Genomic DNA, 16,754 nt, shown 5'->3' with positions numbered 1-16,754 from the left:
CTGTGAGGCGTTGAGCTAACCAATACTAATTGCCCGTGAGGCTTGACCATATAACACCCAAGCAATTTGCGCTTAACAGCCAGATTGCGGTGTGTGAAGACGAAACGAACCGAAAGTTCGAGAAAACACACAAACTATCGCATACCCAATTTGCTGAAACGTCGAAAGACGCGTCGGCACACCGAATTTCTTGACGACCATAGAGCATTGGAACCACCTGATCCCATCCCGAACTCAGCAGTGAAACGATGCATCGCCGATGGTAGTGTGGGGTTTCCCCATGTGAGAGTAGGTCATCGTCAAGATTAAATTCCGAAACCCCAATTGCGAAAGCAGTTGGGGTTTTGTTTTTGTGCGCGGAAAAACCTTTCCAGTCAACGGAGAGCAGCGTCCTTCGACTTCAAATTGCAGCTGCTAGCTGCTTGATTGTGCCTAGTCACGCTTTCTATGCAACAGCCTTAGGCATGGCTATCATGCCTGCCTCATTGTGAGGCGAGATCTGCATGCTGACATTGTTGGAGCTTCTGAAGGATGGACGGTTTCACTCGGGCCAGGCCCTTGGTGCCGCCTTGGGTGTTAGTCGCAGTGCCGTGTGGAAGCAGTTGCAGCAGTTGGAGGCTGAGCTGGGGCTCTCTATCCATAAAGTTCGCGGCCGCGGTTATCAGCTGGCGGCTCCGCTGACGCTTCTGGATCCGGCTGATATTTACGAGCAATCAAAGGATTGCCCTTGGGCTGTGCTGGTTTTCGATTCTATCGACTCTACAAACGCCGAAGCTCTGAGGGCTGTCGAGCGTGGTGTGCCTACGCCGTTCCTGGTGCTCGCTGAGCGTCAGACGGCGGGGCGTGGTCGGAGAGGGCGAAAATGGGCTAGCCCATTTGCAGAAAATGTCTATTACAGCCTCGTACTGCGTATCGATGGTGGAATGCGTCAGCTTGAAGGGCTCAGCTTGGTAGTCGGGTTGGCGGTCATGCAAACCTTGCGCGAGTTTGGAATTGCTGGTGCGGGCCTGAAGTGGCCAAACGATGTTTTAGTTGGACGCAAAAAAATCGCTGGAATCCTGTTGGAGTTGGTTGGGGATCCTGCTGATGTCTGTCATGTAGTTCTGGGTGTAGGTATCAACGTCAGCATGCAGAAAACCGACGAGATTGATCAGCAGTGGACGTCTGTACGGCTTGAGTCCGGCAAGCAGGTTGATCGCAACCAGTTGGTTGCTCGGCTGAACATGATGCTGAAGGCTTACCTGGAGCGCCACCAAATCCAGGGCTTTTCCTCTATTCAAGAGGAATGGGAGCAGAATCACTTGTGGCAAGGTAGTGCGGTGTCTCTGATTGCTGGGGTCAATAAAATAGACGGTGTTGTTATGGGCATCGATCAGCAGGGCGCATTGCGATTGAGGGTGGATGGGGTTGAGAGGGTCTACAGCGGTGGTGAGCTCAGCTTGAGGTTACGCGATGATTCTTGAGCTTGATTGCGGAAACAGCTTCATTAAATGGCGCGTTCTGGATAATGCTGCGCTTGGGGTATTTGCTGAGGGTGTGGTTGATTCCGATGATGCTTTGGTCGGGCGTCTGCGTACGCTAAATGGCTTGGTTTTGACCCGCTGCCGCTTGGTCAGCGTGCGCACGGCTGAGGAGACGAGCAAGCTTACTTCCATGTTGGTACAGGCTTTTGGCGTGGCGGTGATCTGTGCTGCGCCTGCAAAAGAAATGGCCGGCGTACGGAATGGTTATGAGGAGTTTGAGCGACTTGGCCTGGATCGCTGGCTTGCCATGCTGGGAGGCTTTCGCCTCGCGGCTGGTGCCTGTCTGGTACTCGATTTCGGGACGGCGGTTACTGCGGATTTCATTGCTGCGGATGGCGAGCACCTGGGGGGGTTTATCTGCCCGGGGATGCCATTGATGCGTAATCAACTGAGAACTCACACTCGTCGAATTCGGTACGATGATTTATCTGCCGAACGCGCGCTGGTGAGCCTGTTGCCGGGTCGTACGACGGTTGAGGCGGTAGAGCGCGGCTGCTCATTGATGTTGAGGGGGTTCGTTCTGACTCAGTTGGAGTTGGCGCGTGGTTACTGGGGAGATGATTTCGTAGTATTTCTCACCGGTGGTGATGCTGATCTGGTTTCTGGGGTTGTGCCGCAAGGGCGAGTGGTTCCGGATCTGGTTTTTGTCGGATTGGCTATGGCATGCCCATTGTCCTGAGGTTTCTATGCGCTGGTTGTTCCTGCTGCTCCTGGTTCTCAATGTGTTCTATTACGTCTGGCATCAGCAGGAAGCGCCTTTACGTGCCAAAGAGGTAACACCTCTGACGCTTTATAAAGGGTCCCAGCAGGATATCCGCTTGTTGAGTGAGTCGTCTGACGCGCTCTCTAGGCGTGACAACGGGGGGAGTGCTCAAGCCGATTGCCTCTATATAGGTGGTTTTGCTCGTCGTGATCAGGCTCAAATGCTCGAGCAGCGTTTGTCGGCATTGGGGGCGGAGGTCCGATTGAAGTCCTTGGGGTTGCCTGATGCTTCTGGTTACTGGTTGCGGGTGGCTCCTGAAAGCAAGCATTTGCTGGATGATTCGCTGCTGCAGAATCTTGCTAAAGAATTCAATGAGTTAAAACATAAAATAATGTCATGCGAAGGCATTGCAACTGCCGAATAGTTTGCATAGAATGGCGCCCGCTCCGCAGTGAAGACCTCTAAGAGGTAGACGCAGCGAAGCAAGGTCAACGCAGCTAACCTCAGGTTTTTAATGAGAAAATGCTTGACAGAAGGGTGGCATGATGTAGAATGCTGCCTCGCTTAGGAGGGGTTCCCGAGCGGCCAAAGGGATCAGACTGTAAATCTGACGTCTACGACTTCGAAGGTTCGAATCCTTCCCCCTCCACCAGATTTAGCGTGAGCTGCAGGCTCCGCGGGTATAGTTTAGTGGTAGAACCTCAGCCTTCCAAGCTGATGATGCGGGTTCGATTCCCGCTACCCGCTCCAAGTTTGCAGGTTGTGCAAAGTGTTTCGCTCTTGTAGCTCAGTTGGTAGAGCACACCCTTGGTAAGGGTGAGGTCAGCGGTTCAAATCCGCTCAAGAGCTCCATATAACAAGGCAGATATGAAAATATCTGCCTTTGTTTTAATGGCTTGTGTGACTTGCTCAATTCTTCTCCTAGGGGTGATTTCGATGGCTAAGGAAAAGTTCGAACGTAATAAGCCGCACGTCAACGTTGGTACCATTGGTCACGTTGACCACGGTAAAACCACTCTGACTGCTGCTCTGACTCGCGTCTGCTCCGAGGTTTTCGGTTCGGCTCGTGTTGACTTCGACAAGATCGACAGCGCCCCGGAAGAGAAGGCTCGTGGTATCACCATCAACACCGCGCACGTAGAGTACGACTCGAACATTCGTCACTACGCGCACGTTGACTGCCCAGGTCACGCCGACTACGTCAAAAACATGATCACTGGTGCTGCCCAGATGGACGGCGCGATCCTGGTTTGCTCGGCTGCCGATGGTCCGATGCCACAAACTCGCGAGCACATCCTGCTGTCCCGTCAGGTAGGCGTTCCGTACATCGTTGTCTTCCTGAACAAGGCTGACATGGTAGACGACGCTGAGCTGCTGGAACTGGTTGAGATGGAGGTGCGCGACCTGCTGAGCACTTACGACTTCCCAGGTGATGATACTCCAATCATCATCGGTTCGGCTCTGATGGCTCTGAACGGCCAAGACGACAACGAAATGGGCACTACCGCTGTTAAGAAGCTGGTAGAAACTCTGGATACCTACATCCCAGAGCCAGAGCGTGCTATCGACAAGCCGTTCCTGATGCCAATCGAAGACGTATTCTCGATCTCCGGCCGCGGTACTGTGGTAACTGGTCGTGTTGAGCGTGGTATCGTTCGCATCCAGGAAGAAGTTGAGATCGTTGGTCTGCGCGACACTCAGAAAACCACCTGCACCGGTGTTGAGATGTTCCGCAAGCTGCTGGACGAAGGTCGTGCTGGTGAGAACTGCGGCGTTCTGCTGCGTGGCACCAAGCGTGACGACGTTGAGCGTGGCCAGGTTCTGGTTAAGCCAGGTACCGTTAAGCCGCACACCAAGTTCACTGCTGAAGTGTACGTTCTGAGCAAAGAAGAGGGCGGTCGTCATACTCCGTTCTTCAAAGGCTACCGTCCACAGTTCTACTTCCGTACTACTGACGTGACTGGTAACTGCGAGCTGCCAGAAGGCGTTGAAATGGTAATGCCAGGTGACAACATCCAGATGACTGTCACTCTGATCAAAACCATCGCGATGGAAGATGGTCTGCGTTTCGCTATCCGTGAAGGCGGTCGTACCGTCGGCGCTGGCGTCGTAGCCAAAGTCATCGAGTAATCGACGACTCATGAAAAAGCCCCCGCTTGCGGGGGCTTTTTTATTGGGTTGACACTCTGTGGGGCCGTCTATAGAATTGCGCCTCCTTTTAACGGGCGTATTGCGCCCGGTGGGAATAGCAGCCTGGAGTCTGAAATCCAATGCAAAATCAGCAAATCCGTATCAGGTTGAAGGCTTTCGACCATCGCCTGATCGACCAATCCACCCAGGAAATCGTGGAAACCGCGAAACGTACTGGTGCTCAAGTGCGTGGTCCTATTCCACTGCCTACCCGTAAAGAGCGGTTCACCGTTCTGGTCTCCCCGCACGTCAACAAAGACGCACGTGACCAGTACGAGATCCGTACTCATAAGCGCGTACTGGACATCGTCCAGCCAACGGATAAAACCGTTGATGCTCTTATGAAGCTTGATCTTGCGGCAGGTGTGGAAGTGCAGATCAGCCTCGGCTAAGACTCGGTCTTAGTCGTGTAACGCTCTGAAATGGGCGGCCATAGCGGGTGAAAGCCCCGTACACTCATGAGGTTTACAACATGACTATTGGTGTAGTCGGTCGTAAATGCGGTATGACCCGTATTTTCACCGAAGAAGGTGTCTCCATTCCGGTCACGGTCATTGAGATCGAGCCGAATCGCGTCACCCAGTTCAAAACTGAAGAAACCGATGGCTATCGTGCAGTGCAAGTCACTGTAGGTGAGCGTCGTGCTTCGCGCGTGACTGCTGCTCAAGCAGGTCACTTCGCTAAAGCGAACGTTGCTGCCGGTCGTGGCGTTTGGGAATTCCGCCTTGAAGAAGGCGAGTACCAAGCTGGCGATCTGATCAATGCAGAAATCTTCGCAGCAGGCCAACTGGTAGATGTTACCGGTCAGTCGAAAGGTAAAGGCTTCGCCGGTACCATCAAGCGTTGGAATTTCCGCGGTCAAGATAACACCCACGGTAACTCCGTTTCCCACCGCGTCCCGGGCTCTATTGGCCAGTGCCAGACTCCTGGTCGTGTATTCAAGGGCAAAAAAATGTCCGGTCATATGGGCGCTGAGCGCGTGACCGTGCAGTCCCTGGAAGTAGTGCGCGTCGACGCTGAACGCAATCTGTTGTTGGTCAAGGGTGCTGTTCCTGGCGCTACTGGCGGCAACCTGGTTGTACGTCCGGCGGCCAAGGCTCGCGGTTAAGGGGAAGCTGACATGCAATTAAATGTAAATGACGCTCAAGCGATCGAAGTTTCCGAACTGACATTTGGCGGCGAATTCAACGAGACGCTGGTTCACCAAGCAGTCGTGGCCTACATGGCTGGCGGCCGGCAAGGTAGCAAGCAGCAAAAGACCCGTTCCGACGTTTCCGGTGGCGGCAAGCGCCCATGGCGTCAGAAAGGTACTGGCCGTGCTCGTGCCGGTACTATCCGTAGCCCAATCTGGCGTGGCGGCGGTACCACTTTCGCAGCTCGTCCACAGGATCACTCCCAGAAGCTGAACAAGAAGATGTATCGCGCAGCAATGCGTTCCATCCTTGCTGAGCTGGTGCGTACTGATCGTCTGGTCGTGGTTCAGGATTTCGCTGTTGAAACTCCGAAAACCAAAGATCTGCTGGGCAAGCTGAACAACATGAGTCTGACCGACGTTCTGATCGTGTCTGACGCTGTTGATCAGAACCTGTACCTGGCTGCTCGTAACCTGCCACACGTTGATGTACGTGACGTGCAAGGTTCCGATCCAGTTAGTCTGATCGCATACGACAAAGTGTTGATCACTGTGTCGGCCGTGAAGAAATTCGAGGAGCTGCTGGGATGAACCAGGAACGCGTATTTAAAGTTCTGCTTGGCCCGCACGTTTCCGAGAAGGCTACGGTTCTGGCAGACAAGAAAGGCCAGTTCGTTTTCAAGGTTGCTACTGATGCAACCAAGCTGGAAATCAAGAAGGCCGTCGAAAGCCTGTTCAGCGTGAAAGTGGAGCGCGTTACTACCCTGAACGTTCTGGGTAAGAGCAAGCGTACCGCTCGCGGTCTGGGCAAGCGTAATGACTGGAAGAAGGCAGTTATCTCCCTTCAGCCAGGCCAAGATCTCGATTTCAGCAGCAGTGCTGAGTAAGGAAGGGGTGCATCATGGCAATCGTTAAATGCAAACCGACTTCCCCTGGCCGCCGTTTTGTGGTCAAGGTGGTCAACCAGGAGCTGCATAAAGGCGCTCCTCACGCACCGCTGCTCGAGAAGAAATCGAAGTCTGGTGGTCGTAACAACAATGGCCGTATTACCACTCGTCACGTTGGTGGTGGTCATAAGCAGCACTACCGTCTGGTCGACTTCCGTCGCAACGACAAAGATGGCATCGCTGCCACTGTCGAGCGTATCGAATACGATCCAAACCGTACTGCTCACATCGCTTTGCTGCTGTACGCAGACGGCGAGCGTCGCTACATCATCGCCCCTAAAGGCGTGAGCGCTGGCGACCAGCTGATCGCAGGTGCTCTGGCACCGATCAAGCCGGGCAACGCTCTGCAACTGCGTAACATTCCAGTTGGTAGCACCGTACACGGCATCGAACTGAAGCCAGGTAAAGGCGCGCAAATCGCTCGTTCCGCTGGTGCTTCTGCTCAGCTGATCGCTCGTGAAGGTGTCTACGTGACCCTGCGTCTGCGTTCTGGTGAGATGCGTAAAGTCCTGGCTGAATGCCGTGCGACCCTGGGCGAAGTCTCGAACTCCGAGCACAGCCTGCGTTCGCTGGGTAAAGCTGGTGCCAAACGCTGGCGTGGCGTTCGCCCAACCGTTCGTGGTGTTGCCATGAACCCGGTTGACCACCCACATGGTGGTGGTGAAGGTCGTACCTCTGGTGGTCGTCATCCGGTATCGCCATGGGGCTTCCCGACTAAGGGCGCGAAGACTCGTGGTAATAAGCGTACCGACAAAATGATCGTCCGTCGTCGCAAGTAAATAGAGGGATACGACAGTGCCACGTTCTCTGAAAAAAGGTCCTTTTATTGATCTTCACCTACTGAAGAAGATCGAAGTGGCGGCGGAAAAGAACGATCGCAAACCAGTTAAGACCTGGTCGCGCCGTTCCATGATCCTGCCACAAATGGTCGGTCTGACCATTGCTGTGCATAACGGTCGTCAACATGTTCCAGTTCTCGTGAACGAAGACATGGTCGGCCACAAACTGGGCGAGTTCGCCGGTACCCGTACATATCGCGGGCACGTGGCTGACAAGAAAGCCAAGCGTTAAGGGGTAAGGAACGATGGAAGTAGCCGCTAAGTTGTCGGGCGCTCGAATCTCCGCCCAGAAAGCCCGCTTGGTCGCCGACCAGATCCGCGGGAAGAAGGTGGGCGAAGCGCTCAACCTGTTGGCTTTCAGCAGTAAGAAAGCCGCCGAGATCATGAAGAAAGTGCTGGAGTCGGCCGTAGCCAACGCCGAGCATAACGAAGGCGCAGACGTTGATGACCTGAAGGTCTCCACCGTTTTCGTCAACGAAGGGCGTTCGCTGAAGCGCATCATGCCACGTGCCAAAGGCCGTGCTGATCGCATCGTCAAGCGGTCTTGCCATATCACTGTCAAGGTTGCTGACAAGTAACGGAGTCGAAGAGATGGGTCAGAAAGTACATCCCATTGGCATTCGCCTGGGAATCGTCAAGGAGCACACCTCCGTCTGGTACGCAGACGGTCGGACTTATGCGGACTATTTGCTCGCAGATCTGAATGTGCGTGAGTACCTCCAAGACAAACTAAAAAGCGCGTCCGTAAGCCGTATCGATATCCATCGTCCGGCTCAAACTGCACGCATCACCATCCACACCGCTCGTCCCGGCATCGTGATCGGCAAGAAAGGTGAAGATGTTGAGAAACTGCGTCAGGACCTGACCAAGCAAATGGGTGTGCCTGTGCACATCAATATCGAAGAGATCCGCAAGCCGGAGCTCGACGGTATGCTGGTTGCCCAGAGCGTAGCTCAGCAGCTGGAGCGTCGCGTAATGTTCCGTCGCGCTATGAAGCGCGCAGTACAGAACGCCATGCGCATTGGTGCCAAAGGCATCAAAATCCAAGTGAGCGGTCGTCTCGGCGGTGCTGAAATCGCACGTACTGAATGGTATCGCGAAGGTCGTGTGCCGCTGCACACCCTGCGTGCCGATATCGACTATGCCACCTACGAAGCTCACACCACTTACGGTGTGATCGGTGTGAAGGTTTGGATCTTCAAAGGCGAAGTAATTGGTGGTCGCCAAGAAGAGCTGAAGCCACAAGCACCTGCGCCTCGTAAAAAAGCTGCTAAGTAAGGGGTACGCCAAATGTTGCAACCAAAGCGTACGAAGTTCCGCAAGCAAATGACCGGCCACAACCGTGGTCTGGCATTGCGCGGTAGCAAAGTCAGCTTCGGCGAGTTCGCGCTGAAGTCTGTTGCTCGTGGTCGTCTCACCGCTCGTCAGATCGAGTCAGCGCGTCGTGCTCTGACCCGTCACGTAAAACGTGGCGGCAAGATCTGGATCCGTGTATTCCCGGACAAGCCTATTTCCAAGAAGCCACTCGAAGTTCGGATGGGTAAAGGTAAGGGTAACGTCGAATACTGGGTTGCCCAGATTCAGCCAGGCAAAGTCCTGTATGAAATCGAGGGTGTTTCTGAAGAGCTGGCGCGTGAGGCTTTCGCCCTGGCTGCTGCAAAGCTGCCGCTCGCCACCTCCTTTGTTAAACGGACGGTGATGTGATGAAAGCGAATGAACTTCGTGAAAAATCCGCACAGCAGCTGAACGAGCAACTGCTCGGCCTGCTGCGCGACCAGTTCAATCTGCGTATGCAGAAGGCAACTGGCCAGTTGGGGCAGTCTCATCTGCTCTCGCAAGTTAAGCGTGACATCGCTCGCGTGAAGACTGTGCTCAACCAGCAGGCAGGTAAGTAATCATGGCTGAAGCCGAAAAAACTGTCCGTACGCTGACTGGCCGTGTTGTCAGCGACAAGATGGACAAGACCATCACCGTTCTGATCGAGCGTCGCGTTAAGCACCCTATCTACGGTAAATACGTTAAGCGTTCGACTAAGCTGCACGCGCACGACGAAACCAACCAGTGCCACATCGGCGACAAAGTCACTATTCGTGAAACTCGTCCGCTGGCCAAGACCAAGTCTTGGGCTCTGGTTGATGTTCTCGAACGCGCTGTGGAAGTCTAAGGGCTAAGGGTCGGAGAAATTATATGATTCAGACTCAATCCATGCTCGATGTGGCCGATAACAGCGGCGCTCGCCGTGTTATGTGCATCAAGGTGCTGGGTGGCTCCCATCGTCGTTACGCTGGTATCGGTGACATCATCAAGGTTACCGTCAAGGAAGCAATTCCTCGCGGTAAGGTGAAGAAAGGTCAAGTGATGACTGCTGTTGTAGTCCGCACTCGCCATGGCGTCCGTCGTGCTGACGGCTCCATCATCCGCTTTGATGGCAACGCTGCTGTTCTGTTGAACAACAAGCAAGAGCCGATCGGCACCCGTATCTTTGGGCCAGTGACCCGTGAACTTCGTACTGAGAAGTTCATGAAGATCGTCTCGCTCGCCCCAGAAGTGCTGTAAGGAGATCCGACATGCAAAAGATTCGTCGTGACGACGAGATCATCGTGATCGCCGGCAAAGACAAGGGTAAGCGCGGTAAGGTGCTTAAGGTTCTCGCTGACAACCGTCTGGTTGTTGGTGGTCTGAACCTGGTTAAGCGTCATACCAAGCCTAACCCGATGTCGGGCGTACAGGGCGGTATCGTCGAGAAAGAAGCGCCACTGCACGCTTCCAACGTCGCCATTTTCAACGGCGAAACCAACAAGGCTGACCGCGTTGGTTTCAAAGTAGAAGACGGCAAAAAAATTCGTGTCTTCAAGTCGACCCAAAAAGCGGTTGATGCTTGAACACTGCTAGGTAGAAGACCATGGCACGACTACAAGAGATTTACCGGAAGGAAATCGCTCCGAAACTTAAGGATGAACTTAAGCTTTCGAACGTGATGGAAGTTCCGCGCGTTACAAAAATCACCCTGAACATGGGTCTGGGCGAAGCGATCGGCGACAAAAAAGTCATCGAGCATGCTGTTGCTGACCTGGAAAAGATCACCGGCCAGAAAGTCGTTGTGACCTACGCTCGGAAATCCATCGCTGGCTTTAAAGTCCGTGAAGGTTGGCCGATCGGCGTCAAAGTGACCCTGCGCCGTGAGCGTATGTACGAGTTCCTGGATCGTCTGCTGTCGATCTCCCTGCCTCGGGTTCGCGACTTCCGCGGCCTGAATGCCAAGTCCTTCGACGGTCGTGGCAACTACAGCATGGGCGTGAAAGAGCAGATCATCTTCCCGGAAATCGACTACGACAAGATCGATGCTCTCCGCGGTCTGGACATTACCCTGACCACCACTGCCAAGAACGATGATGAAGGCCGCGCTCTGCTGCGTGCTTTCAAATTCCCGTTCCGCAACTGATTGGAGTAGGAAAATGGCCAAGAAGAGCATGAAAAACCGTGAGCTGAAGCGTCAGCTCACCGTTGCCAAGTACGCCACCAAGCGTGCAGCGCTGAAAGCTATCATCGTCGATCTGAACGCAAGTCCAGAAGCGCGTTGGGAAGCTACCGTAGCTCTGCAGAAGCAGCCACGTGACGCAAGCGCTTCGCGCATGCGTAACCGCTGCCGCCTGACTGGTCGTCCGCACGGCGTTTACCGCAAGTTCGGCCTCGGCCGTAACAAGCTGCGTGAAGCTGCAATGCGTGGTGACGTACCAGGTCTGGTTAAAGCCAGCTGGTAATAGCTATCAAAGTCTCGGTGTTCGGGGTCGCAAGATCCTGACCGCCGGTGGCCTTGAACATGAATCAAGCCCCTTTTGGGGCTTGATTCATTTCTGGGGTGTGTCTAGAATGACCGGCTCGCCTGAGCCCGTGTTTTTTGCCCGGAATTTCTCGGCGACAAGCTGTAGCCGCAAGGCTCATTTTTTTTGTATCAGGAGCGTCTAGCCCATGAGTATGCAGGACCCGTTAGCGGACATGCTAACTCGAATCCGTAATGCCCAGATGGCTGAAAAGTCCGTCGTAAGCATGCCGTCTTCCACGCTGAAGGTGGCTGTAGCAAAAGTCCTGAAGGACGAAGGTTACATCGCGGGTTATCAGATCAGCAGCGAAACCAAGCCACTGCTGTCCATCGAGCTGAAATACTTCGAAGGCCGTCCGGTCATCGAGGAAGTGAAGCGCGTTAGCCGTCCAGGCCTGCGTCAGTACAAGTCCGTTGAAGATCTGCCGAAAGTTCGTGGCGGTCTCGGCGTGTCTATCGTCTCCACCAACAAAGGTGTGATGACTGATCGTGCTGCGCGCGCTGCCGGTGTCGGCGGCGAAGTTCTTTGCACTGTGTTCTAAGGGGGGATAAGCATGTCTCGCGTCGCTAAGAACCCCGTTAAGCTGCCAGCTGGTGTTGAAGTTAAATTCGCCGGCCAACAGCTTTCGGTGAAGGGTGCCAAGGGCACTCTCGAACTGAACGTACACTCGTCCGTTGAAATTGTTCAGGAAGCTGGTGAGCTGCGTTTCGCTGCTCGCAATGGCGACCAACAAACTCGCGCAATGGCCGGTACCACTCGTGCGTTGGTAAACAACATGGTCCAAGGCGTAAGCCAAGGCTTCGAGCGCAAGCTCCAGCTGGTCGGTGTTGGTTACAAGGCACAAGCAAAAGGCACAGTGCTGAACTTGGCCCTTGGCTTCTCGCATCCAGTGGACTACGAGCTGCCGGAAGGCATCACCGCTGAGACTCCTAGCCAGACCGATATCCTGATCAAGGGCATCGACAAGCAGCTGGTAGGTCAAGTGGCCGCTGAGATCCGCGACTTCCGTCCGCCAGAGCCTTACAAAGGTAAAGGTGTGCGCTACGCGGACGAAGTCGTCCGTCGTAAAGAAGCCAAGAAGAAGTAGGGCATAGCAAATGACCGACAAAAAAGTTACTCGACTGCGTCGCGCTCGCAAAGCACGCCTGAAAATGCACGAACTCGAAGTCGTGCGTCTCTGCGTGTTCCGCTCTTCGCAGCACATCTACGCCCAGGTCATTTCGGCCGACGGCAACAAGGTCCTGGCAAGTGCCTCGACTTTGGATAAAGAACTGCGTGATGGCGCCACTGGCAACATCGACGCGGCCACTAAGGTTGGCCAGCTGGTCGCTACGCGTGCAAAAGCCGCTGGCGTCTCGCAGGTGGCTTTCGACCGCTCTGGCTTCAAGTACCACGGCCGCGTCAAGGCGCTGGCTGATGCTGCTCGTGAAGCTGGGCTGGAGTTCTAAGTTATGTCAAATAACGACCAAAAGCGCGACGAAGGCTACATTGAGAAGCTGGTTCAAGTTAACCGCGTAGCCAAAACCGTAAAAGGCGGCCGTATCTTCACTTTCACCGCGTTGACCGTGGTTGGTGATGGTAAAGGTCGCGTTGGCTTCGGCCGTGGCAAGTCGCGTGAAGTGCCTGCTGCGATCCAGAAGGCAATGGAAGCTGCTCGCCGCAACATGATCCAAGTTGATCTGAACGGCACTACCCTGCAGTACGCAATGAAGTCCGCTCACGGTGCTTCGAAGGTGTACATGCAGCCTGCTTCTGAAGGTACCGGTATCATCGCTGGCGGCGCTATGCGTGCTGTCCTCGAAGTTGCTGGCGTTCAGAACGTTCTGGCCAAGTGCTACGGCTCGACTAACCCAGTAAACGTGGTTCACGCCACTTTCAAGGGTTTGAAAGCAATGCAGTCCCCTGAATCCATTGCCGCCAAGCGTGGCAAAAGCGTCCAGGAGATCATCTGATCATGGCTACCGTTAAAGTAACGCTGATCAAAAGCATGACCGGCCGTATCCCTAACCACAAACTGTGCGTTAAGGGTCTGGGTCTGCGTCGCATCGGTCACACTGTAGAAGTCCAGGATACTCCCGAGAACCGCGGGATGATCAACAAGGCTTACTACATGCTGCGTGTCGAGGGTTAATCGATGAAACTCAATGATCTGAGTCCAGCGCCGGGTTCCCGTCGCGAAAAGCATCGTCCGGGCCGTGGTATCGGTAGTGGTTTGGGTAAGACTGGTGGCCGTGGTCACAAAGGTCAGACTTCCCGCTCCGGTGGCACCATTGCCCCAGGCTTTGAAGGCGGTCAACAGCCGCTGCATCGTCGCCTGCCAAAGTTCGGTTTCGTATCTCTGAAGGCCATGGACCGCGCAGAAGTGCGTCTGTCCGAGCTGGCTAAAGTGGAAGGCGACATCGTCACCGTGCAGTCCCTGAAAGATGCCAACGTGATTAACCAAAACGTACAGCGTGTGAAAATCATGCTGTCCGGCGAAGTTACTCGCGCTGTGACTATCAAGGGCATCGCAGCCACCAAAGGTGCGCGTGCGGCTATCGAAGCAGCTGGCGGCAAGTTCGAGGAATAAATGGCTAAGCAAGGTGCTCTCTCTGCGCTCGGCAAAGGCGGTATGTCTGAACTCTGGGCTCGTCTGCGTTTTCTGTTCTTGGCGATTATCGTCTACCGAATAGGCGCACACATCCCGGTTCCAGGTATCAACCCTGACCGACTCGCAGACCTGTTTCGACAGAATGAGGGGACCATTCTTAGCTTGTTCAACATGTTTTCCGGCGGCGCGCTGGAACGGATGAGCATCTTTGCACTGGGGATCATGCCGTACATCTCGGCATCGATCATCATGCAGCTGATGACCGCCGTCAGCCCGCAGTTGGAGCAGTTGAAGAAGGAAGGTGAAGCTGGCCGTCGCAAGATCAGCCAGTACACCCGCTACGGCACTGTCGTCCTAGCTCTTGTTCAGGCCATCGGCATGTCCGTTGGCCTGGCGGGGCAGGGCGTTGCGTTCACTGGTGACTTTGGCTTCCATTTCGTCGCGGTATCCACTTTTGTGGCTGGTGCGATGTTCATGATGTGGCTGGGTGAGCAGATTACTGAGCGTGGTGTTGGCAACGGTATCTCGATGTTGATTTTCGCAGGTATCGTCGCCGGTCTTCCGAGAGCGATCGGGCAGTCTTTCGAGTCTGCGCGTCAGGGTGATATCAACATTTTTGCCCTGGTTGCCATCGGTTTGCTGGCAGTAGCGATTATCGGTTTTGTGGTGTTCATTGAGCGTGGCCAGCGTCGTATTGCTGTTCACTATGCCAAGCGTCAGCAGGGCCGCAAGGTGTTTGCTGCGCAGACTAGCCACTTGCCGCTGAAAGTGAATATGGCAGGCGTTATTCCTGCTATTTTCGCGAGCAGCATTTTGCTGTTCCCGGCTTCGTTGGGTGCCTGGTTCGGTCAGTCTGAAGGTATGGGCTGGTTGCAGGACATCTCGCAGTCGATCGCTCCTGGTCAGCCGTTGAATATTCTGCTGTTTAGTGCAGGGATTATTTTCTTCTGCTTCTTCTATACGGCGTTGATGTTCAATCCGAAAGACGTAGCGGAAAACCTGAAGAAGTCCGGTGCCTTTATTCCGGGCATCCGTCCAGGTGAGCAGTCTGCGCGCTACATTGATGGCGTTCTGACCCGCTTGACCATGTTCGGTGCTCTATATATGACGGCCGTCTGCCTGTTGCCCCAGTTCCTGGTGGTTGCAGCAAACGTTCCGTTCTACCTTGGCGGGACCTCGTTGCTGATCGTGGTCGTGGTTGTTATGGACTTTATGTCGCAAGTACAATCGCACCTCGTTTCGCACCAGTACGAATCCCTGATGAAGAAAGCCAACCTGAAGGGTTACGGCAGCGGCATGCTGCGCTGACCCATAAGGTTCGAGGAGTTGGTGATGAAAGTTCGTGCATCGGTGAAAAAGCTGTGCCGTAACTGCAAGATTATTCGCCGCGAAGGTGTTGTTCGAGTAATTTGCAGCGCGGAACCGCGTCACAAACAGCGCCAAGGCTGAGTGTGATTGTGCTTCAAGCCCAGCAGCTAGTGCGCTGCTGGGTTGATTATTTGTTATTACAGCGATATTATCTCGCGCCCTATTTCTTGGCTTCCGGGGCGTAGGTAGCTGTCAATTGGAGTCCCACTGAATGGCCCGTATTGCAGGCGTTAACATTCCAGATAACAAGCATACTGTTATCTCGCTGACCTACATCTATGGTGTTGGTCGCACGACTGCGCAGAAAATCTGTGCAGAGACTGGGGTCAACCCAGCCGCAAAGATCAAGGATCTGAGCGACGAGCAAATTGAACAGCTGCGTGGCGAAGTGGCGAAGTTCACCACTGAAGGTGACCTGCGTCGCGAAATCAACATGAAAATCAAACGCTTGATGGATCTGGGCTGCTACCGCGGTCTGCGCCATCGTCGTGGTCTTCCAGTGCGCGGTCAGCGTACCAAGACCAACGCGCGTACTCGCAAAGGTCCGCGTAAGCCGATCCGCAAGTAATCGCACCAGCGAATCGACAGGAATTTAGTCATGGCAAAACCTGCTGCTCGTCCTCGTAAAAAGATTAAAAAGACAGTGGTTGATGGCATCGCCCACATCCACGCGTCTTTCAACAACACCATCGTGACCATCACCGACCGTCAAGGTAACGCTCTTTCCTGGGCAACCTCCGGTGGTTCGGGTTTCCGCGGTTCCCGCAAGTCCACCCCGTTCGCTGCTCAAGTAGCTGCTGAGCGTGCTGGCCAAGCTGCGCTGGAATATGGCCTGAAAAACCTCGACGTCAACGTCAAGGGCCCAGGTCCAGGTCGTGAATCCGCAGTCCGCGCTTTGAACGGCTGTGGCTACAAGATCGCCAGCATCACCGACGTGACGCCAATCCCGCATAACGGGTGCCGTCCGCCGAAGAAGCGCCGCGTGTAATCCAGGAGATTGTAAAGAATGGCTCGTTACATTGGTCCAAAATGCAAACTGGCTCGTCGCGAAGGCACCGATCTCTTCCTGAAGAGCGGCGTGCGCGCTATCGAATCCAAGTGCAACATCGAAGCAGCACCTGGTATCCACGGCCAGCGCCGCGGTCGCCAGTCCGACTACGGCACCCAACTGCGTGAAAAGCAGAAGGTCCGTCGTATCTACGGCGTTCTCGAGCGTCAATTCAGCGGCTACTACAAAGAAGCTGCTGGCAAGAAGGGTGCAACCGGTGAAAACCTGCTGCAACTGCTCGAATGCCGTCTGGACAACGTTGTATACCGTATGGGCTTCGGTTCGACTCGTGCCGAATCCCGTCAGCTGGTATCGCACAAGTCGATCAGCGTAAACGGTCAGACCGTTAACGTTCCGTCCTACCAGGTTCGTGCTGGTGACGTGGTTGCTGTTCGCGAGAAAGCAAAAAACCAACTTCGCATTGTCCAAGCTCTCGATCTGTGTGCCCAACGTGGCCGCGTAGAATGGGTAGAAGTAGACACTGAGAAGAAGTCGGGCGTTTTTAAGAACGTTCCAGCTCGCAGTGATCTGTCCGCCGACATCAACGAAAGCCTGATTGTCGAGCTCTACTCCAAGTAAGGGCTAGAAAATAG

General features: G+C 54.4%; 30 protein-coding genes, 3 tRNA genes and 1 rRNA gene. All 34 read left to right on the top strand.

From position 1 onward, the window contains the following. Positions 1–189 precede the first annotated feature (189 nt). The 34 genes from rrf to rpsD all read left to right on the top strand — a co-directional run bounded on the left by rrf (position 190) and on the right by rpsD (position 16,740). Positions 190–305: ribosomal RNA gene (rrf, locus tag BMY68_RS29380) — 5S ribosomal RNA — on the top strand. A 198-nt stretch (positions 306–503) separates the two neighbouring features. Further along, positions 504–1,463 carry a bifunctional biotin--[acetyl-CoA-carboxylase] ligase/biotin operon repressor BirA gene (gene birA / locus BMY68_RS29375; RefSeq protein ID WP_085534434.1) on the top strand — a complete coding sequence of 320 codons (960 nt, stop codon included), beginning with the start codon at positions 504–506 and terminating at the stop codon, positions 1,461–1,463. Beyond that, complete coding sequence (locus BMY68_RS29370; RefSeq protein WP_085534436.1) at positions 1,453–2,202, top strand: pantothenate kinase; 750 nt, start codon at positions 1,453–1,455, stop codon at positions 2,200–2,202. The genes birA and BMY68_RS29370 overlap by 11 nt, the downstream gene beginning before the upstream one ends. A gap of 7 nt (positions 2,203–2,209) precedes the next feature. Further along, positions 2,210–2,650 (top strand): hypothetical protein, encoded by a 441-nt coding sequence (locus tag BMY68_RS29365; protein WP_085534438.1) that lies wholly within the window; start codon positions 2,210–2,212, stop codon positions 2,648–2,650. Positions 2,651–2,793: 143 nt separating this feature from the next. Next, positions 2,794–2,878 (top strand) — tRNA-Tyr (locus BMY68_RS29360). A 24-nt stretch (positions 2,879–2,902) separates the two neighbouring features. After that, positions 2,903–2,976, top strand: a tRNA-Gly gene (locus BMY68_RS29355). Positions 2,977–3,002: 26 nt separating this feature from the next. Continuing rightward, a tRNA-Thr gene (locus BMY68_RS29350) sits at positions 3,003–3,078 on the top strand. 84 nt (positions 3,079–3,162) lie between these two features. Continuing rightward, positions 3,163–4,356 (top strand): elongation factor Tu, encoded by a 1,194-nt coding sequence (gene tuf, locus BMY68_RS29345; protein ID WP_007924207.1) that lies wholly within the window; start codon positions 3,163–3,165, stop codon positions 4,354–4,356. 140 nt (positions 4,357–4,496) lie between these two features. Continuing rightward, the gene (rpsJ, locus tag BMY68_RS29340) at positions 4,497–4,808 is read left to right on the top strand and encodes a 30S ribosomal protein S10 (protein ID WP_003186070.1); all 312 of its coding nucleotides are present in this window, start codon (positions 4,497–4,499) and stop codon (positions 4,806–4,808) included. 80 nt (positions 4,809–4,888) lie between these two features. Further along, positions 4,889–5,524, top strand: coding sequence for a 50S ribosomal protein L3 (gene rplC, locus BMY68_RS29335; protein WP_007924205.1), 636 nt, complete (start codon positions 4,889–4,891; stop codon positions 5,522–5,524). A gap of 12 nt (positions 5,525–5,536) precedes the next feature. Next, complete coding sequence (gene rplD, locus BMY68_RS29330; protein ID WP_007924200.1) at positions 5,537–6,139, top strand: 50S ribosomal protein L4; 603 nt, start codon at positions 5,537–5,539, stop codon at positions 6,137–6,139. After that, positions 6,136–6,435 carry a 50S ribosomal protein L23 gene (gene rplW / locus BMY68_RS29325; RefSeq protein ID WP_002555488.1) on the top strand — a complete coding sequence of 100 codons (300 nt, stop codon included), beginning with the start codon at positions 6,136–6,138 and terminating at the stop codon, positions 6,433–6,435. The genes rplD and rplW overlap by 4 nt, the downstream gene beginning before the upstream one ends. A gap of 14 nt (positions 6,436–6,449) precedes the next feature. Next, positions 6,450–7,274, top strand: a complete 825-nt coding sequence (gene rplB / locus BMY68_RS29320; RefSeq protein WP_007924198.1) for a 50S ribosomal protein L2 — start codon at positions 6,450–6,452, stop codon at positions 7,272–7,274. 16 nt (positions 7,275–7,290) lie between these two features. Then, positions 7,291–7,566: a 30S ribosomal protein S19 gene (rpsS, locus tag BMY68_RS29315; RefSeq protein WP_002555486.1), complete on the top strand. Its 276-nt coding sequence runs from the start codon at positions 7,291–7,293 to the stop codon at positions 7,564–7,566. 13 nt (positions 7,567–7,579) lie between these two features. Then, entirely contained in the window at positions 7,580–7,912 is a 333-nt protein-coding gene (gene rplV / locus BMY68_RS29310) for a 50S ribosomal protein L22 (protein ID WP_003103908.1), read from the top strand. Between the two features lie 13 nt (positions 7,913–7,925). Continuing rightward, the gene (rpsC, locus tag BMY68_RS29305; RefSeq protein ID WP_007924192.1) at positions 7,926–8,612 is read left to right on the top strand and encodes a 30S ribosomal protein S3; all 687 of its coding nucleotides are present in this window, start codon (positions 7,926–7,928) and stop codon (positions 8,610–8,612) included. A 12-nt stretch (positions 8,613–8,624) separates the two neighbouring features. Then, positions 8,625–9,038 (top strand): 50S ribosomal protein L16, encoded by a 414-nt coding sequence (gene rplP, locus BMY68_RS29300; RefSeq protein ID WP_003228729.1) that lies wholly within the window; start codon positions 8,625–8,627, stop codon positions 9,036–9,038. After that, positions 9,038–9,229 carry a 50S ribosomal protein L29 gene (gene rpmC, locus BMY68_RS29295; protein ID WP_002555481.1) on the top strand — a complete coding sequence of 64 codons (192 nt, stop codon included), beginning with the start codon at positions 9,038–9,040 and terminating at the stop codon, positions 9,227–9,229. The genes rplP and rpmC overlap by 1 nt, the downstream gene beginning before the upstream one ends. A 2-nt stretch (positions 9,230–9,231) precedes the next feature. Beyond that, positions 9,232–9,498: a 30S ribosomal protein S17 gene (rpsQ, locus tag BMY68_RS29290; protein WP_003176419.1), complete on the top strand. Its 267-nt coding sequence runs from the start codon at positions 9,232–9,234 to the stop codon at positions 9,496–9,498. A 23-nt stretch (positions 9,499–9,521) separates the two neighbouring features. Next, positions 9,522–9,890, top strand: coding sequence for a 50S ribosomal protein L14 (gene rplN / locus BMY68_RS29285; protein WP_002555479.1), 369 nt, complete (start codon positions 9,522–9,524; stop codon positions 9,888–9,890). 11 nt (positions 9,891–9,901) lie between these two features. Further along, positions 9,902–10,216 carry a 50S ribosomal protein L24 gene (gene rplX / locus BMY68_RS29280; protein WP_003186046.1) on the top strand — a complete coding sequence of 105 codons (315 nt, stop codon included), beginning with the start codon at positions 9,902–9,904 and terminating at the stop codon, positions 10,214–10,216. Between the two features lie 20 nt (positions 10,217–10,236). Further along, positions 10,237–10,776 (top strand): 50S ribosomal protein L5, encoded by a 540-nt coding sequence (gene rplE / locus BMY68_RS29275; protein ID WP_007924186.1) that lies wholly within the window; start codon positions 10,237–10,239, stop codon positions 10,774–10,776. 13 nt (positions 10,777–10,789) lie between these two features. Next, entirely contained in the window at positions 10,790–11,095 is a 306-nt protein-coding gene (gene rpsN, locus BMY68_RS29270; RefSeq protein ID WP_003228726.1) for a 30S ribosomal protein S14, read from the top strand. A 208-nt stretch (positions 11,096–11,303) separates the two neighbouring features. Further along, entirely contained in the window at positions 11,304–11,696 is a 393-nt protein-coding gene (rpsH, locus tag BMY68_RS29265; RefSeq protein ID WP_003228724.1) for a 30S ribosomal protein S8, read from the top strand. A 12-nt stretch (positions 11,697–11,708) separates the two neighbouring features. Next, positions 11,709–12,242 carry a 50S ribosomal protein L6 gene (rplF, locus tag BMY68_RS29260; protein WP_007924185.1) on the top strand — a complete coding sequence of 178 codons (534 nt, stop codon included), beginning with the start codon at positions 11,709–11,711 and terminating at the stop codon, positions 12,240–12,242. Positions 12,243–12,252: 10 nt separating this feature from the next. Then, positions 12,253–12,603: a 50S ribosomal protein L18 gene (rplR, locus tag BMY68_RS29255; RefSeq protein WP_003186037.1), complete on the top strand. Its 351-nt coding sequence runs from the start codon at positions 12,253–12,255 to the stop codon at positions 12,601–12,603. A gap of 3 nt (positions 12,604–12,606) precedes the next feature. Next, positions 12,607–13,107, top strand: coding sequence for a 30S ribosomal protein S5 (gene rpsE / locus BMY68_RS29250; RefSeq protein ID WP_007924184.1), 501 nt, complete (start codon positions 12,607–12,609; stop codon positions 13,105–13,107). A 2-nt stretch (positions 13,108–13,109) separates the two neighbouring features. Beyond that, entirely contained in the window at positions 13,110–13,286 is a 177-nt protein-coding gene (gene rpmD, locus BMY68_RS29245) for a 50S ribosomal protein L30 (RefSeq protein ID WP_003176408.1), read from the top strand. Positions 13,287–13,289: 3 nt separating this feature from the next. Then, entirely contained in the window at positions 13,290–13,724 is a 435-nt protein-coding gene (gene rplO / locus BMY68_RS29240; protein WP_007924183.1) for a 50S ribosomal protein L15, read from the top strand. After that, the gene (secY, locus tag BMY68_RS29235; RefSeq protein WP_007924182.1) at positions 13,725–15,053 is read left to right on the top strand and encodes a preprotein translocase subunit SecY; all 1,329 of its coding nucleotides are present in this window, start codon (positions 13,725–13,727) and stop codon (positions 15,051–15,053) included. A gap of 24 nt (positions 15,054–15,077) precedes the next feature. Beyond that, positions 15,078–15,194, top strand: coding sequence for a 50S ribosomal protein L36 (gene rpmJ, locus BMY68_RS29230; RefSeq protein WP_002555468.1), 117 nt, complete (start codon positions 15,078–15,080; stop codon positions 15,192–15,194). 130 nt (positions 15,195–15,324) lie between these two features. Then, a complete protein-coding gene (rpsM, locus tag BMY68_RS29225; protein WP_009045849.1) occupies positions 15,325–15,681 on the top strand; it encodes a 30S ribosomal protein S13 in 357 nt (118 codons plus the stop codon). A gap of 30 nt (positions 15,682–15,711) precedes the next feature. Beyond that, positions 15,712–16,101 (top strand): 30S ribosomal protein S11, encoded by a 390-nt coding sequence (rpsK, locus tag BMY68_RS29220; RefSeq protein ID WP_007924177.1) that lies wholly within the window; start codon positions 15,712–15,714, stop codon positions 16,099–16,101. An 18-nt stretch (positions 16,102–16,119) separates the two neighbouring features. Then, positions 16,120–16,740 carry a 30S ribosomal protein S4 gene (rpsD, locus tag BMY68_RS29215; protein WP_003176404.1) on the top strand — a complete coding sequence of 207 codons (621 nt, stop codon included), beginning with the start codon at positions 16,120–16,122 and terminating at the stop codon, positions 16,738–16,740. Positions 16,741–16,754 lie beyond the last annotated feature (14 nt).

The organism is Pseudomonas sp. NFACC41-3 (assembly GCF_900109505.1).
In the GTDB taxonomy this organism is placed as follows: domain Bacteria; phylum Pseudomonadota; class Gammaproteobacteria; order Pseudomonadales; family Pseudomonadaceae; genus Aquipseudomonas; species Aquipseudomonas chlororaphis.
Note: the sequence above shows the minus strand (reverse complement) of the source record. Positions and strands in the feature narration are given on the sequence as shown.